Annotated in this window: 15 protein-coding genes; 11 read left to right on the top strand and 4 right to left on the bottom strand. The window is 55.4% G+C overall.

Translation table 11 applies throughout. The features are described from left to right. Nucleotides 1-3 precede the first annotated feature (3 nt). The 5 genes from pnp (at nt 4) to mtr (ending at nt 6,642) form a co-directional block, all read left to right on the top strand. Nucleotides 4-2,139 (top strand): polyribonucleotide nucleotidyltransferase, encoded by a 2,136-nt coding sequence (gene pnp, locus ACLW56_RS11735; protein ID WP_330983956.1) that lies wholly within the window; start codon nt 4-6, stop codon nt 2,137-2,139. 108 nt (nt 2,140-2,247) lie between these two features. After that, nucleotides 2,248-3,132 (top strand): lipoprotein NlpI, encoded by an 885-nt coding sequence (gene nlpI / locus ACLW56_RS11730; RefSeq protein ID WP_330983955.1) that lies wholly within the window; start codon nt 2,248-2,250, stop codon nt 3,130-3,132. A 106-nt stretch (nt 3,133-3,238) separates the two neighbouring features. Further along, nucleotides 3,239-3,316, top strand: coding sequence for a protein YrbN (yrbN, locus tag ACLW56_RS11725; RefSeq protein ID WP_099458804.1), 78 nt, complete (start codon nt 3,239-3,241; stop codon nt 3,314-3,316). Continuing rightward, nucleotides 3,309-5,243 carry a DEAD/DEAH family ATP-dependent RNA helicase gene (locus ACLW56_RS11720; protein ID WP_330984060.1) on the top strand — a complete coding sequence of 645 codons (1,935 nt, stop codon included), beginning with the start codon at nt 3,309-3,311 and terminating at the stop codon, nt 5,241-5,243. The genes yrbN and ACLW56_RS11720 overlap by 8 nt, the downstream gene beginning before the upstream one ends. Nucleotides 5,244-5,397: 154 nt before the next feature. Continuing rightward, nucleotides 5,398-6,642, top strand: coding sequence for a tryptophan permease (gene mtr / locus ACLW56_RS11715; RefSeq protein ID WP_330983954.1), 1,245 nt, complete (start codon nt 5,398-5,400; stop codon nt 6,640-6,642). 126 nt (nt 6,643-6,768) lie between these two features. On the opposite strand, the gene ACLW56_RS11710 is transcribed toward mtr, so the two are convergent. The 3 genes from ACLW56_RS11710 to ubiU form a co-directional block, all read right to left on the bottom strand. Further along, the gene (locus ACLW56_RS11710) at nt 6,769-7,776 is read right to left on the bottom strand and encodes a luciferase-like monooxygenase (protein ID WP_330983953.1); all 1,008 of its coding nucleotides are present in this window, start codon (nt 7,774-7,776) and stop codon (nt 6,769-6,771) included. A gap of 80 nt (nt 7,777-7,856) precedes the next feature. Next, on the bottom strand, nt 7,857-8,735 hold the full coding sequence (locus tag ACLW56_RS11705) for a U32 family peptidase (RefSeq protein WP_415377767.1): 879 nt from the start codon (nt 8,733-8,735) through the stop codon (nt 7,857-7,859). A gap of 8 nt (nt 8,736-8,743) precedes the next feature. Further along, entirely contained in the window at nt 8,744-9,739 is a 996-nt protein-coding gene (ubiU, locus tag ACLW56_RS11700) for a ubiquinone anaerobic biosynthesis protein UbiU (RefSeq protein ID WP_330983951.1), read from the bottom strand. Between the two features lie 220 nt (nt 9,740-9,959). Here ubiU and ubiT point away from each other — a divergent pair, with 220 nt between their 5' ends. Together ubiT and ACLW56_RS11690 are read left to right on the top strand one after the other, a co-directional pair. Next, on the top strand, nt 9,960-10,484 hold the full coding sequence (gene ubiT / locus ACLW56_RS11695) for a ubiquinone anaerobic biosynthesis accessory factor UbiT (protein ID WP_330983950.1): 525 nt from the start codon (nt 9,960-9,962) through the stop codon (nt 10,482-10,484). Further along, entirely contained in the window at nt 10,478-10,981 is a 504-nt protein-coding gene (locus ACLW56_RS11690; protein ID WP_330983949.1) for an N-acetyltransferase, read from the top strand. Before ubiT ends, ACLW56_RS11690 begins: the two co-directional genes overlap by 7 nt. Here the strand turns inward: ACLW56_RS11690 and ACLW56_RS11685 are convergent. Continuing rightward, nucleotides 10,968-11,252, bottom strand: a complete 285-nt coding sequence (locus tag ACLW56_RS11685) for a GIY-YIG nuclease family protein (protein ID WP_330983948.1) — start codon at nt 11,250-11,252, stop codon at nt 10,968-10,970. The two genes, ACLW56_RS11690 and ACLW56_RS11685, sit on opposite strands and share 14 nt — an antisense overlap. A 52-nt stretch (nt 11,253-11,304) precedes the next feature. Here ACLW56_RS11685 and ACLW56_RS11680 point away from each other — a divergent pair, with 52 nt between their 5' ends. The 4 genes from ACLW56_RS11680 to tssI all read left to right on the top strand — a co-directional run. Next, on the top strand, nt 11,305-11,733 hold the full coding sequence (locus tag ACLW56_RS11680) for a YhbP family protein (RefSeq protein WP_330983947.1): 429 nt from the start codon (nt 11,305-11,307) through the stop codon (nt 11,731-11,733). A 3-nt stretch (nt 11,734-11,736) separates the two neighbouring features. Then, nucleotides 11,737-12,384: an NAD(P)H-binding protein gene (locus ACLW56_RS11675; protein WP_330983946.1), complete on the top strand. Its 648-nt coding sequence runs from the start codon at nt 11,737-11,739 to the stop codon at nt 12,382-12,384. 42 nt (nt 12,385-12,426) lie between these two features. Beyond that, entirely contained in the window at nt 12,427-13,464 is a 1,038-nt protein-coding gene (locus tag ACLW56_RS11670) for a permease (protein WP_330983945.1), read from the top strand. 280 nt (nt 13,465-13,744) lie between these two features. Then, on the top strand, nt 13,745-15,734 hold a 1,990-nt coding region (gene tssI / locus ACLW56_RS11665), incomplete at its 3' end, for a type VI secretion system tip protein TssI/VgrG (RefSeq protein WP_330983944.1).

Here is a 15,734-nt window from a genome sequence, read left to right as displayed (position 1 = left end):
ATTTTGCTAAATCCGATCGTTCGTAAATTCCAGTACGGCCAACACACCGTAACCCTGGAAACCGGCATGATGGCTCGTCAGGCTACTGCCGCTGTAATGGTTAGCATGGATGACACTGCGGTATTCGTGACCGTTGTCGGCCAGAAAAAAGCTAAACCAGGCCAGGACTTCTTCCCACTGACTGTTAACTATCAGGAGCGTACTTACGCTGCTGGTAAAATCCCGGGTGGCTTCTTCCGTCGTGAAGGCCGTCCAAGCGAAGGCGAAACCCTGATTGCGCGTCTGATTGACCGCCCGGTTCGTCCGCTGTTCCCGGAAGGCTTCGTGAACGAAGTTCAGGTTATCGCGACCGTTGTGTCCGTAAACCCACAGGTTAACCCTGATATCGTGGCGATGATCGGTGCTTCTGCAGCGCTGTCTCTGTCCGGTATTCCATTCAACGGCCCAATTGGTGCCGCTCGCGTGGGTTACATCAACGACCAGTACGTGCTGAACCCGACCCAGGAAGAGCTGAAAACCAGCAAACTGGACCTGGTTGTTGCCGGTACTGAAGCCGCTGTACTGATGGTTGAATCCGAAGCAGAACTGCTGAGCGAAGACACCATGCTGGGTGCGGTTGTTTATGGCCACGAACAGCAGCAGATCGTGATTCAGAACATCAACGATCTGGTGAAAGAAGCCGGTAAACCACGTTGGGACTGGCAGCCAGAAGCCGTCAACGAAGCGCTGAATGCGCGCGTTGCTGAACTGGCTAAAGCTCGTCTGAGCGATGCTTACCGCATCACTGACAAGCAGGAACGTTACGCTCAGGTTGATGCTATCAAATCTGAAGTGATCGCGACCCTGGTTGCTGAAGATGAAACGCTGGACGCCAATGACCTCGGCGACATCCTGCACGACATCGAGAAAAATGCCGTTCGTAGCCGTGTACTGGCAGGCGAGCCGCGTATCGATGGCCGTGAAAAAGACATGATTCGTGGTCTGGACGTGCGTACTGGCGTACTGCCGCGTACTCACGGTTCTGCACTGTTCACCCGTGGTGAAACTCAGGCGCTGGTAACCGCGACTCTGGGTACCGCCCGTGACGCACAGAACATCGACGAACTGATGGGCGAGCGTACTGACAGCTTCCTGTTCCACTACAACTTCCCTCCGTACTCTGTGGGCGAAACCGGTATGGTTGGCTCACCGAAGCGTCGTGAAATCGGTCACGGCCGTCTGGCGAAGCGTGGCGTGCTGGCAGTGATGCCAACCACTGACGAATTCCCATACACCGTACGTGTGGTGTCTGAAATTACCGAATCTAACGGTTCTTCTTCCATGGCTTCCGTGTGCGGTGCTTCTCTGGCACTGATGGACGCAGGCGTACCGGTGAAATCTGCAGTAGCAGGTATCGCGATGGGCCTGGTGAAAGAAGGCGACAACTTTGTCGTACTGTCTGACATCCTTGGTGACGAAGACCACCTTGGCGATATGGACTTCAAAGTAGCGGGTTCCCGCGACGGTATCTCTGCCCTGCAGATGGATATCAAAATTGAAGGTATCACCAAAGAGATCATGCAGGTTGCTCTGAACCAGGCTAAAGGTGCTCGTCTGCACATCCTGGGTGTGATGGAACAAGCGATCAACGCGCCACGTGGCGATATCTCTGAGTTCGCACCGCGTATCCACACCATCAAGATCAATCCAGACAAGATCAAAGACGTTATCGGTAAAGGCGGTTCTGTTATCCGTGCGCTGACGGAAGAAACCGGCACCACCATCGAAATCGAAGATGACGGTACCGTGAAAATCGCAGCAACGGATGGCGACAAAGCGGCCTACGCTATCCGTCGTATCGAAGAAATTACTGCTGAAATCGAAGTCGGTCGTATCTACAACGGTAAAGTTACCCGTATCGTTGATTTCGGTGCGTTCGTGGCTATCGGCGGCGGTAAAGAAGGTCTGGTTCACATCTCTCAAATCGCTGACAAGCGTGTAGAGAAAGTGACTGACTATCTGCAGATGGGTCAGGAAGTACCGGTTAAAGTTCTGGAAGTTGATCGCCAGGGCCGTGTACGTCTGAGCATTAAAGAAGCGACCGAGCAGACTCAACCTGCGGCCGCGCCGGAAGCTCCGGCAGCGGAACAGGGCGAGTAAGGTTGCCATTTGCCCTCCGCCTTTGCGGAGGGCGCATTCCGGGCAGGACGCTTGTTGAGCCACCGGGGAACAGGACGTTCATCCAATTGTTGTCTTCGGGAGTGGGAAATGAAGCCTTTTTTGCGCTGGTGTTTCGTTGCGACAGCACTCACGCTGGCAGGATGCAGCAACTCTGCCTGGCGTAAGAGCGAAGTCCTGGCGGTGCCATTGCAACCGACTTTACAGCAAGAAGTGATTCTGGCCCGTATGGAACAGATTCTTGCCAGTCGGGCTTTAACCGATGATGAACGCGCACAGCTTTTATATGAGCGCGGAGTGTTGTATGATAGTCTCGGTTTGAGGGCATTAGCGCGTAACGATTTCTCGCAAGCGCTGGCAATCAGACCGGATATGCCTGAAGTATTCAATTACTTAGGCATTTATTTAACGCAGGCAGGCAATTTTGATGCTGCCTATGAAGCGTTTGATTCTGTACTTGAGCTTGATCCAACTTACAATTACGCATACTTAAACCGCGGCATCGCGTTGTATTACGGTGGTCGTGCTAAGTTAGCGCAAGATGATCTGCTGGCGTTTTATCAAGACGATCCCAATGATCCTTTCCGTAGCCTGTGGCTTTATATCGTTGAGCAGAAGCTCGATGAGAAGCAGGCTGTCGTAGCACTGAAGCAGCGCTATGAAAAATCGGACAAAGAGCAATGGGGATGGAACATTGTCGAGTTCTACCTCGGTAACATTAGCGAAGCAACGCTGATGGACAAGCTGAAGGCAGACGCAACGGATAACACCTCGCTCGCTGAGCATCTCAGTGAAACAAACTTCTATTTAGGTAAGTACTACCTAAGTCTGGGGGACAAGGACAGCGCTGCGGCACTGTTCAAACTGGCGGTTGCTAACAACGTTCATAACTTTGTTGAGCACCGATACGCATTGTTGGAATTAGCGCTCTTGGGCCAGGAGCAAGACGACCTGGCAGAATCGGACCAGCAATAGCTGACGAACAAATCAGCCCATAATCTTTTTTGATTGCCATCATCTTCGCGGGTGAGGGCTTTATTGTTCGTTAATTCACCAAATTTGAGCCGGTTCACACTTTTCAATGAAAATTGCAGATCAATTTCACGATGAGTTACGTAGACTGGCCGCCATCAATGAGGCACATGTACTACATGACTGATATCATCGAAACTACTTTTTCTGATCTGGGGCTGAATGCCTCCATTCTTAGCGCTCTGAACGATCTGGGTTACGAAAAACCATCACCAATCCAGGCAGAGTGTATTCCGCATTTGCTGAATGGCCGCGATGTACTGGGTATGGCCCAGACAGGTAGCGGAAAAACTGCAGCGTTCTCCCTGCCGCTGCTGCACAATCTTGATCCTGAGCTGAAAGCACCACAAATTCTGGTGCTGGCACCAACCCGCGAACTGGCGGTACAGGTTGCTGAAGCAATGACGGATTTCTCCAAACATATGCGCGGCGTAAACGTGGTAGCCCTGTACGGCGGCCAGCGTTATGACGTGCAATTACGCGCCCTGCGCCAGGGTCCACAGATTGTCGTCGGTACGCCGGGTCGTCTGCTGGATCACCTGAAACGCGGTACTCTGGATCTCTCTAAACTGAGCGGTCTGGTACTGGATGAAGCTGACGAAATGCTGCGCATGGGCTTCATCGAAGACGTAGAAACCATTATGGCGGAGATCCCAGAAGGTCATCAGACCGCGCTGTTCTCTGCCACCATGCCAGAAGCGATTCGTCGTATTACTCGTCGTTTCATGAAAGAGCCGCAGGAAGTCCGCATTCAGTCAAGCGTGACCACCCGTCCTGACATCAGCCAGAGCTACTGGACTGTCTGGGGCATGCGTAAAAACGAAGCGCTGGTGCGTTTCCTGGAAGCGGAAGATTTTGATGCGGCGATTATCTTCGTTCGTACCAAAAACGCGACTCTGGAAGTGGCAGAAGCGCTGGAGCGTAGCGGTTACAACAGCGCCGCGCTGAACGGTGACATGAACCAGTCCCTGCGTGAGCAGACTCTGGACCGCCTGAAAGACGGTCGTCTGGATATCCTGATTGCCACCGACGTTGCGGCACGTGGTCTGGACGTTGAGCGTATCAGCCTGGTCGTAAACTACGATATCCCAATGGATTCTGAGTCTTACGTTCACCGTATTGGTCGTACTGGCCGTGCGGGTCGTGCTGGCCGTGCGCTGCTGTTCGTTGAGAACCGCGAGCGTCGTCTGCTGCGTAACATCGAACGCACCATGAAGCTGACCATTCCAGAAGTGGAACTGCCGAACGCAGAACTGCTGGGCAAACGCCGTCTGGAAAAATTCTCTGCCAAAGTTCAGCAGCAGCTGGAAAGCAGCGATCTGGATCTGTACCGTGGCCTGCTGTCTCAAATTCAGCCGACCGTTGAAGGCGAAGAGCTGGATATGGAAACGCTGGCTGCAGCACTGCTGAAAATGGCTCAGGGCGAACGTTCTCTGATCGTTCCACCTGATGCGCCGATGCGTCCTAAGCGTGAGTTCCGCGATCGTGACGATCGTTTCGACCGCAACGACCGTGCACCGCGCGGTGACCGTGGCCCACGTGGCGATCGTCCAGAGCGTGGTGGTGAAGACCGTCCACGTCGTGAGCGTCGTGATGTTGGCGATATGGAACTGTACCGTATCGAAGTGGGCCGTGATGATGGTGTTGAAGTTCGTCATATCGTTGGCGCGATTGCTAACGAAGGCGATATCAGCAGCCGTTACATCGGTAACATCAAGCTGTTCGGTACGCACTCCACTATCGAGCTGCCAAAAGGCATGCCGGGCGAAGTTCTGCAGCACTTTACTCGCACCCGCATCCTGAACAAGCCAATGAACATGCAGCTGATGGGTGATGCGCAGCCTCGTACCGGTGGCGGTGAGCGTCGCGGTGGCCCAGCTGGCGGTCGTGGCGGTTTCGGTGAGCGTCGTGAAGGCGGTCGTGGTGAAGGTCGTCGCTTCAGCGGTGAACGTCGTGAAGGTGGCGCAGGCCGTTTTAGCGGTGAGCGTCGCGAAGGTGGCCGTGGCCCGCGTCGTGAAGATGCGCCAGTACGTCGTCGTCCTACCGAAGCATAATTGCCGAGTAAAAAACTACGTTTGCTAACGTAAAGTAAACGATACAGCCCCGATGAAGGTTATCGGGGCTTTTTTTATTTCAATTGTACTCGTGTACTGGTACATTTCTTCGCGTAAACTGGCAACACATTCACTTTTCTGGAGAGCAGGTCCTATGGCGACATTAACCACCATAGCCACTCGTCCGTCGTTGTTTGGCGGCGTGGTGATCATCGGCGGAACCATTATTGGTGCGGGGATGTTTTCGCTGCCGGTGGTCATGTCCGGCGCGTGGTTTTTCTGGTCACTGGCAGCGCTGGTATTTACCTGGTTCTGCATGCTCCATTCGGGCCTGATGATCCTCGAAGCCAACCTGAATTACCGTATTGGTTCAAGCTTCGATACCATCACCAAAGATTTGCTCGGCAAAGGCTGGAACCTGATCAACGGGCTGTCGATTGCCTTTGTGCTCTACATCCTGACCTATGCCTATATCTCGGCAAGCGGCTCAATTCTGCATCACACCTTCAGTGAAATGTCGCTAAATGTGCCGCCTCGCCTTGCGGGCCTCGGCTTCGCGCTGATTGTGGCATTTGTGGTGTGGTTGAGTACCAAAGCTGTCAGCCGAATGACGGCGATTGTGCTGGGTGCAAAAGTGATCACCTTCTTCCTGACCTTCGGCAGTCTGCTGGGACACGTAGAAGCGCCGACGCTGTTAAACGTCGCGCAGCAGAACACGTCCTATTTACCCTACCTGCTGATGACGTTGCCGTTCTGTCTGGCCTCGTTTGGCTATCACGGTAACGTCCCAAGCCTGATGAAGTACTACGGCAAAGATCCACAGACCATCGTTAAGTGCCTGGTCTACGGCACGCTGTTGGCGCTGGGGCTGTATGTGATTTGGCTGCTTGGCACGATGGGTAATATCCCGCGTCCGGAATTTATTGGTATCGCGCAGAAGGGTGGAAACATTGATGTGCTGGTGCAGGCGCTGAGTGGTGTGCTGAACAGCCGCAGTCTGGACTTGCTGTTGGTCGTTTTCTCCAACTTCGCAGTGGCTAGTTCTTTCCTCGGCGTGACGCTGGGCCTGTTTGATTACCTGGCGGATTTGTTCAAGTTCGACGATTCAGGGAAGGGGCGTTTCAAAACAGCGCTGCTGACTTTCGTGCCACCGGTGATTGGTGGTCTGTTATGGCCGAACGGTTTCCTGTACGCCATCGGTTATGCGGGGCTGGCAGCAACCATCTGGGCGGCAATTGTTCCAGCGCTGCTGGCACGTAAATCACGCAAACGCTTCGGCAGCCCGCAGTTCCGCGTCTGGGGCGGCAAACCGATGATCGCGCTGATTCTGCTCTTTGGCGTGGGCAACGTGGTAGTGCACTTCCTGTCGAGCTTTAATCTGCTGCCAGTGTATCAGTAACAGTGGGTTTGTTTCCCTCTCCCCGACCCTCTCCCAAAGGGAGAGGGAGTAAAGCGGGCTCGGAATGTTCCCTCTCCCCGCGGGAGAGGGTTAGGGAGAGGGTTAGGGAGAGGGGGAAACACTGAACTACCCCACTAACTCCTCTTTCACCTGCATCGCCAAATCAAACGAATGCAAACGCGCCTGATGATCGAAAATCTGGCCGTTAACCATAATCTCATCAGCCTGTGTTTCCCGCAGCACCGATTCCAGCCCGTGGCGAATTTTCGCTTTATCACCGACCAGAGACATCCCCAGCGCGTTATCCACACCGTATTTTTCTGACGGCGACCAGAACTGATCCATATTCTGAATCGGTGGTGGCAGTTGCCCGGTTTCTCCCCGGCGCAGCTTCACAAACGCCTGCTGCATGGAGGTAAACAGGAATTCCGCATCGCGGTTGCTGTCTGCGGCAATGATGTTGATACAGACCATTGCGTACGGTTTTTCCAGACGCTCGGAAGGTTTGAAGTTGGTCCGGTACAGATGCAACGCCTGGAACAGCATATCGGGCGCAAAATGCGAAGCGAAAGCGAACGGCAGGCCAAGCTGAGCGGCAAGTTGTGCGCTGTAAAGGCTTGAACCTAACAGCCACACCGGAATTTTTTCGCCATATCCCGGCACGGGGCGTACTTGAGGATTGGGGTCACGTGCGTCAAACCAGTCGACCAGTTCGGCCACATCGCGAGGGAAGTTATCAATATCGCCACCTATATGACGACGCAGCGCTCGCATGGTTGGCTGGTCGCTGCCCGGCGCACGACCCAGACCTAAATCGATACGGCCAGGATACAGCGTATTGAGCGTTCCAAACTGCTCGGCAATCACCAGTGGTGAGTGGTTGGGTAACATCACGCCGCCGGAGCCTAAATGTAAGGTCGTGGTATTTGCGGCCAGATAGCCAATCAAGACTGAGGTTGCTGCGCTGGCGATACCGGTCATGTTGTGGTGTTCGGCCAGCCAGTAGCGATGATAACCACGCTTTTCAGCAAGGCGGGCAAGATCAAGCGAATGGGCAAACGCGTCTTTGGCAGCAGAACCCTGCGGGATCGGGGCCAGATCCAGCAGCGAGAAAGGGATCGATTTGTCGGTCATAACAGCTCACTTTGTCATCGGCATATTTTTTAATAGTGCATTAAAAAATGATAACCGTAGTTAACAAAGCGAGCTTTTATTTACGCCTGAAGTTCCAGGCCGGCGAGACGTTTCCAATAGCCGTTGCAGTCGCTGTGTGCTTCCAGCGAAAGTGGCGAGGCACCGTTTTCATTTGCCCGGAAGGCATCGATCATCGCGAACGTTTCAGTTCCGAGCGGCGACAGGCGAACCATATCAACCAGGCCCTGCATGGAGGCCAGCTCGTTACCGAGGTTATAAACGTAGCCGCTCATGGTCTGAATGCCGTTCAGCACAAAGACCTGCTGATTTTCTTGGGTCAACACGCTGCGCCCGTTAGGGTATTTGATGCAGCAGGTTTCGCATTCGTCCTTCGGCAGATCTTCTGAACGTGCCGTAAAGCAGCGGGCGGAGTAGGCGAGCGGCAGATGACCGTAGCTTAATACTTCCACCTCGAACTTATTGCGAATCCCCAACTCGTCACACTGCGCGAGCAGGTTTACCAGCCAGTCGCGAGAAAGTTCTACCGGCATGCACCAGCGCACCATGCCCTGCTTTTGCAGCAGGCGTAGGGTCACCGCGTTGTAGCAGTTGAGCGCATGTCCGGCGACAAACGGCAGTTTGCGCTCAGCGCAGAGGTTCACCACGCCGAGATCGCTGGCTTCAATCAGGAAATCACCGTTGTCGACATAGCGCTTCAGCTCGTTAATTTCAGAAGAGGCCTGCACCAGCGCGAGCGTGGACAGCACAACCTGCTTGCCGCTGTTCGCCAGGCTTTTCGCCATCTCCAGCCAGTCACCCACTTTCGTGGCTCGACGTTTGCTGCACACCGTTTCACCGAGATAAATCACGTCGGCGCTGCTTTGGGCGGCCTGCTGGTAAAAATCTTCCAGCGTCTCTTTTGGCCAGTAGTAGAGCACCGGCCCTAATGAATATTTCATCGTCTTCCTTACTGCCATTTACGGTGATAAGCGCCAAGCGTGGTCTGAGTGCCTTCCGACATTGCCCCAAGCGTGTCCATCCATGCCGTCTGAGGCACGAAGTTTTGCGGATCGGCGATGCAGCGGTCGATTGCCTGACGCCACACTTTTGCCACCTGGCTGACGTAGGCAGGGCTGCGCTGACGGCCTTCAATTTTCACGGAAGCGATATTGGCTGCCAGCAGTTCCGGCAGCAGCTCCAGCGTATTGAGGCTGGTCGGTTCTTCGAGCGCGTGGTAAGGCTCTCCGTCTACGCGATAACGACCTTTGCACAGCGTTGGATATCCTGCGTTTTCACCGTCCTGATAACGGTCAATCAGCACATCGTTCAGGCGTGATTCCAGCCCCTGCGGCGTTTGCTGCCAGCGAACATACTTCGCCGGGGAACAAGCACCCACGGTATTCGGCGACTCTCCTGTTAAATAGGAGGAGAGATAGCAGCGTCCTTCAGCCATAATGCACAGGCTGCCAAACGCAAAAACTTCCAGCGGCACTGGCGTGGTGCGGGCGAGCTGCTTAACCTGATGAATAGACAACACGCGCGGCAGCACCACGCGGGCGACATCAAAATGGCGATGATAGAAGCGAATGGCCTCTTCATTGGTGGCCGAAGCCTGAACGGAAACGTGACGCTCGATGTGCGGATACCGCTCGGCGGCGTACTCCAGCATCGCGATATCGGCAAGGATCAGCGCGTCTGCGCCAAGCTGGGCTGCCATATCGACCGCGCGCTGCCAGCGGGCATAACCGTCCGGATGCGCAAAGGTGTTAATCGCGATGTGAAGCTTGCGGCGGTGCTGATGAACAAAGCTGACCGCTTCCTGCAGCTTCTTCTCAGTGAAGTTCAGGCCGGCAAAGTGGCGGGCGTTGGTGTCATCTTTCAGGCCGATATAGACCGCGTCGGCGCCATTCTCAATGGCCGCCTTAAGCGCCGGAAGGTTTCCGGCAGGGCAGAGCAGTTCCATAATGTTTCCTGAAGGCAGCGACCCGCAGGGCCGCAGGATTGTTAACGAACTGGGATTTTAGATAACCCACCGTCGACAATTTTTGATTTGAGGCAGTTAAAAGCGCATTGATGTTGCCAATAATGGTGGTGCTGTCTGACAGAATTGTTGATTTACGCCGCTATATGGCTTCACGGATGTGGCAGAATAACCAGACTATTGCATTAAGGGAGTAAAGCTCGTGTTGGATAAACTGCGTTCACGCCTGGTACAACTGGGCCCGACTCTGATGAGTGTCCCGGTCAAGGTCACGCCTTTTGCGCTGAAACGCCAGGTGCTGGAACAGATGCTAAGCTGGCAGTTCCGCCAGGCGCTGGCGGAGGGGGAACTGGAGTTCCTCGAAGGCCGTTGGCTGAGCATCGAAGTGCGTGATATCGGCCTGCGCTGGTTCACTTCCGTTGAGAACGACCGTCTTATCGTCAGCAATCACGCTGATGCCGATGTGAGTTTCAGCGCGGATGCCAGCGATCTGCTGATGATTGCCGCACGCAAGCAGGATCCGGATACGCTCTTTTTCCAGCGCCGTCTGGTGATTGAAGGCGACACAGAATTAGGGCTGTACGTCAAAAACCTGATGGACGCCATTGAGCTTGAACAGATGCCAAAAGCGTTACGAGTCATGCTGATGCAGTTGGCGGATTTTGTGGAGGCGGGTCTGAATGCCCCGTCACAAACCAGACAGACATCGGTAGGTGAGCCATGCTGATTCGAGTGGAGATTGGGATAGATGCGCCGGGCATTGATGCGCTGCTGCGCCGCGAATTTGACGGTGACGGCGAAGCTGATTTGGTGCACTCCCTACGGGAAGATGGCCTGATAACCCTGGGCCTGGTGGCAACAGATGACGAAGGGCAAGTGGTCGGCTACGTGGCCTTCAGCCCGGTCAGCGTTGAAGGCGAAGAGCTGCAGTGGGTGGGCATGGCGCCGCTGGCTGTGGCAAAAGACTATCAAGGGCAGGGCATTGGCCGTCAGTTAGTCTATGAAGGGCTGGATTCGCTGAATGAGTTTGGTTATGCCGCCGTGGTGACGCTTGGCGATCCGGCACTGTATGGCAAACTGGGCTTTGAACCGGCTGCGCGTTTTGATCTTCGCTGCCGCTGGCCTGGCACTGAAGCGGCATTCCAGGTTCGTCCGCTGGCAGACGATGCGCTCAATGGCGTACACGGGCTGGTGGAATACTGCGATCACTTCAATCGTTTCTGAGGCTCGCCAGTAGCGTCTCAAACGAAGCATCACCGCTGACGAGGCGCTCTTTCTGGGGTTTCGTCAGCTGCTTGATGCGGTACTCCAGGCGTAACGCTAGTGAGTGCTCACCCACTTCTCTGAAAAAGGCCAGCGCGAGTTCACCTTTTCCGCGCAGGGCTTTAGCACCTTTCCCGCACTGATGCTGCGCAAAGCGGCGTTCCACATCAGTGGTGATGCCGGTGTATAAGCGGTTATCGGCCGTGCGAATCAAATAGACGAACCAGCACACGTTCCTGCTCCTGTGTTAAGGTGAGCGCACCATAGCACGTGGGAGCGCAAAAATGGAGTCACTGGCACTCATCAGTCGATGGCTGGAAAAACAGCACGTTGTCAGTTGGAGCGTCGCAAAGGACGGTGAACTGTGGGCCGCCAGCGCGTTTTATCTCTTCGACCGTCAGACCGTTTCGTTTTACCTCCTCAGTGAAGAAAGCACCCGCCATGCCCAAATGAGCGGCAAATGTGCGCTCGTCGCGGGCACTGTCAATGGTCAACCCAAAACGGTGGCCCTGATTCGTGGTGTTCAGTTTCGTGGTGAAATCCGCCTGCTGGAAGGTGAAGAGAGCGCCGCTGTTCGCGAGCGTTACAACCGCCGTTTTCCTGTTGCCCGAATGATGCCTGCTCCGGTGTGGCAAATCCGCATTGATGAACTGAAGTTCACCGACAATACTCTGGGTTTCGGTAAAAAATTCCACTGGTTACGACAGGTTTAGCACATGGCAAATGTATTGATCACCGGAGCGACAGGGTTAGTGGGCGGACACTTACTGCGAATGCTGGTTCAGCAGCCGGAGATTGCGCGTATCACTGCCGCGACACGCCGCCCGCTGACGACTATTCCTGCAGAAGTGCATAACCCTCACGATCCTCAACTGACCGATGCGCTGGCGCAGGTGGACGATCCAGTAGATATTGTTTTCTGCTGCCTGGGCACAACCCGGCGCGAAGCGGGCAGCAAAGAAGCTTTCGTGCATGCGGATTACACGCTGGTGGTGGACACGGCCTTAACCGGACAGCGTCTTGGCGCGCAGCATATGCTGGTGGTCAGTGCGATGGGCGCAAACGCGCATTCACCGTTTTTCTACAATCGGGTGAAAGGGGAAATGGAAGAAGCGCTGATAGCCCAGCAGTGGCCGCGCCTGACCATTGCCCGGCCGTCGATGCTGCTTGGCGACCGTGAGGTTCGACGCACCAATGAATCTCTGCTGGCTCCGCTGTTTGCGTTCTTGCCGGGTAACTGGAAATCCATCGAGGCTCGCGATGTTGCCCGTGCGCTGTTAAAAGAAGCACTCTCGCCACAAAAAGAAGGGGTTAACATCATAACGTCGGCAAAATTACGTGAAATAGCGGCGAGCCAGGCGTAACATCCTTTCCCACAATTTTTTTATTCCTTTCCGGAGCACGGTATGGCTGGTCAGTCTTCCTCTCAGGCAACTTCCCCACTGGCGTGGTGGAAGCCTGCTTTGTTTTTCCTCGTCGTGATTGTCGGTCTCTGGTATGTGAAATGGCAGCCCTATTATGGGAAAGCGTTCACGGCCGCTGATACTCACAGCATCGGCAAATCCATTCTGGCTCAGGCCGCGGATAATCCTCTGCGAGCGGCGCTTGATTACGCAATGGTCTATTTTCTGGCTGTCTGGAAAGCGGCGGTGCTTGGCGTATTGCTGGGGTCGCTCATTCAGGTGCTGATCCCTCGCGACTGGCTGCTAAGAACGCTAGGGCAACCGCGTTTTCAGGGAACGCTGCTGGGCACGCTGTTTTCATTGCCCGGCATGATGTGCACCTGTTGCGCCGCGCCAGTGGCAGCGGGAATGCGCCGCCAACAAGTCTCGATGGGCGGTGTGCTGGCCTTTTGGCTGGGAAACCCGTTACTGAACCCGGCCACACTGGTGTTTATGGGCTTTGTGCTCGGCTGGCAGTTTACGCTGATTCGCTTTGTTGCTGGGCTGGCAACCGTGTTGATCGTAGCGACGCTGGTGCAACGTTGGGTCAAAGAACCTGCCGTACTGCCTGATGTCACCGTTGAGCCTGACGTTGCGGAGAACGCATCGTTCCTCGTTCGCTGGGGCAAAGCCCTGTGGACGCTGTTCTGGAATACGATCCCGGTTTATATCCTGGCGGTGCTGGTTCTCGGGGCGGCTCGCGTATGGCTGTTCCCGCATGCCGATGGCGTTGTTGGTAATACGCTGTTTTGGGTGATCGCGATGGCGGTTGCAGGCTGCTTGTTTGTGATCCCGACGGCGGCAGAAATTCCTATCGTGCAAACCATGATGCTTGCGGGTATGGGCGTAGCGCCGGGGCTGGCACTGCTTATCACGTTGCCTGCACTCAGCCTGCCTTCGCTCATCATGTTGCGCAAAGCGTTTCCGGCGAAAGCTCTATGGCTGGCGGGTGGTCTCGTGGCGCTAAGTGGTGTAATAACCGGCGGATTGGCGCTGCTGTAAGTCACCATGCCTAATGGTATTGCCCCCATTCCAGCCTATTTTGGGGGCGATTTCTATATTACTTCGATTGGCCTGTTGGCGTTCCTTTCTTTTAGACGTGGAGATTTTTTTAAGTCTCATCAATCTGTCAGCGTCACTTATTCACGAAGTAAATTAATTTATTGATATTTAATGATTTTTAGCTAAATACATTCGAAAACCCTCGCCTGCATCACAAAATAAATCCCCCAAATCCCTACCTTCCTTTGCAGCATTTTTACTCTTTTGACAGGAGTCAGCTGTGTCATTAAAAGGACTGCGCTTTACGCTGGAAGTGGCGGGTAAGGACGCGAACACTTTCGCCGTGGTGCGTTTCGAACTCCGGCAAGGTTATTCGCGGGTGTTTACGCTGGAGGTGGACATCGCCAGCACATCGTTCGGACAAACCGCCGACACGCTGCTTGAAAAAGAAGTCACCCTGACCCTCTGGCAGGGCAACTCGCCCGTGCGCTGCATCAGCGGCGTGGTGGCGGCGTTTCGTACCCGGGAATCCAATCACTGGCAGATGCAGTACAGCCTCAGCATCCGTCCTCCCCTGTGGCGCAGCGGCCTGCGGCAAAATTTCCGCCACTTTCAGCAACAGGACATTCAGGGTATTTCCGCGCTTCTGCTCGAAGAGAATGGCATCACCGGCTGGAAAGCGGTGCTGTATGAGCCGCACCCGGCGCGGGAATTCTGCGTCCAGTACGGGGAAACGGACCTGGCTTTCCTGTCCCGGCTGTGGGCCGAAGAGGGCATCCTGTTCTTTAACAGCATGGACGCAGAGCAGACGCTGATCCTGACCGATGACGTTGCCGCGCTCCCCTCTGCCGGTGAGCTGCCGTTTAACCCCAATCTCACCGACGCCGCCACGGGCTGCATAAGCGCCTTCAGCTATCAGGCACAGGTGCGACCTTCTTCCGTCCAGATGCAGGATTACACCTTCAAAGTGCCGGGCTGGCCGGGGCGCTATGACCAGGCAGGCGAACACCTCAACGGCCAGTGGCAGCAGTATGAAATTTACGATTATCCGGGTCGCTATAAGGACGAGCAGCACGGCGCGGATTTTGCCCGCTACCGGATGGAAGGCTGGCGTTCGGACGCGGAAACGGCCACCGGCACCAGCAATTCTCCGGTACTGTGGCCCGGCGTGAGGTTCAACCTGACCGGGCATCCCACATCGGCCCTGAACCGGGAGTGGCAGGTGGTGAGCAGCCTGCTGAGCGGCGACCAGCCGCAGGCCCTGCACGGCAGCCAGGGCAGCGGCACCACGCTGACCAACCAGTTCTCGGTTATTCCCGCAGACCGGACCTGGCGCATGCCACCGCGGGCAAAGCCCCGGGTGGATGGCCCGCAGAGCGCGGTGGTCACCGGCCCGGAAGGGGAAGAGATTTTCTGCGACGAGCACGGCCGCATTCGGGTGAAATTCATCTGGGACCGCTATCACGGCTGCACTGAAGACAGCTCGTGCTGGATACGCGTATCGCAGGCGTGGGCCGGGGCGGGTTTTGGCAATCTCGCCATTCCGCGGGTGGGCCAGGAGGTGATTGTCGATTTCCTCAACGGCGACCCGGACCAGCCGGTGGTGATGGGCCGGACTTATCACGAGGATAACCGCCCGCCGGGAGACCTGCCGCTCACCAAAACGCAGATGACTGTTCGCTCAAAAACGTATAAAGGCAGCGGCTTTAACGAACTGACCTTTGAAGACGCCACCGGGCAGGAAAGGGTTTATCTGCACGCGCAGAAGGATATGGACACGGAGGTGCTGAACAACCGCAGCACGGATGTGAAGGCTGACCACACGGAAACCATCGGCCATGACCAGAAAATCAGCGTGGTGCATGACCAGGACCTCGCCGTACAAAACGACCAGACGGTCAGCGTCAGACATGACCGGATGGCGAACATCAGCCACAACGACGGACTGTATGTGGCGAATGACCGCAAGGTGACCGTGGACGGCACGCAGCACCATAAAACCAGCGGCGACCACATCAGCCTGGTGGCAGGGAAATACAGCCTGCAGGTGAACAGTGAGCTGGCGCAAAAAATCAGCGGTGCGCTGGGCATAAAGGCGCAGGGGGAGATGGTGCTGGACAGCGCCAGCAAAATCACCCTGAAGGTGGGGAGTTCGTTTGTGGTAATCAGCCCGTCGGGGGTGGACATCAGTGCGCCGGTAATCAATCTCAACAGCGGCGGCAGCCCGGGAAGCGTGGTGCAGACCGTACAGCCCGCGGTGCTGAAGGCGC

It is taken from the genome of Pantoea sp. sgz302252, assembly GCF_047713085.1.
Taxonomy (GTDB): Bacteria; Pseudomonadota; Gammaproteobacteria; order Enterobacterales; family Enterobacteriaceae; genus Scandinavium.
This window is presented reverse-complemented; position numbering and strand designations above follow the sequence as displayed.

Bases quoted from the DNA above. Each gene is read 5' to 3' on its own strand.
- nlpI (WP_330983955.1), top strand. From the start codon at position 2,248: ATGAAGCCTTTTTTGCGCTGGTGTTTCGTTGCGACAGCACTCACGCTG.
- yrbN (WP_099458804.1), top strand. From the start codon at position 3,239: ATGAAAATTGCAGATCAATTTCACGATGAGTTACGTAGACTGGCCGCC.
- ACLW56_RS11720 (WP_330984060.1), top strand. From the start codon at position 3,309: ATGACTGATATCATCGAAACTACTTTTTCTGATCTGGGGCTGAATGCC.
- mtr (WP_330983954.1), top strand. From the start codon at position 5,398: ATGGCGACATTAACCACCATAGCCACTCGTCCGTCGTTGTTTGGCGGC.
- ACLW56_RS11710 (WP_330983953.1), bottom strand. From the start codon at position 7,776: ATGACCGACAAATCGATCCCTTTCTCGCTGCTGGATCTGGCCCCGATC.
- ACLW56_RS11705 (WP_415377767.1), bottom strand. From the start codon at position 8,735: ATGAAATATTCATTAGGGCCGGTGCTCTACTACTGGCCAAAAGAGACG.
- ubiU (WP_330983951.1), bottom strand. From the start codon at position 9,739: ATGGAACTGCTCTGCCCTGCCGGAAACCTTCCGGCGCTTAAGGCGGCC.
- ACLW56_RS11690 (WP_330983949.1), top strand. From the start codon at position 10,478: ATGCTGATTCGAGTGGAGATTGGGATAGATGCGCCGGGCATTGATGCG.
- ACLW56_RS11680 (WP_330983947.1), top strand. From the start codon at position 11,305: ATGGAGTCACTGGCACTCATCAGTCGATGGCTGGAAAAACAGCACGTT.
- ACLW56_RS11675 (WP_330983946.1), top strand. From the start codon at position 11,737: ATGGCAAATGTATTGATCACCGGAGCGACAGGGTTAGTGGGCGGACAC.
- ACLW56_RS11670 (WP_330983945.1), top strand. From the start codon at position 12,427: ATGGCTGGTCAGTCTTCCTCTCAGGCAACTTCCCCACTGGCGTGGTGG.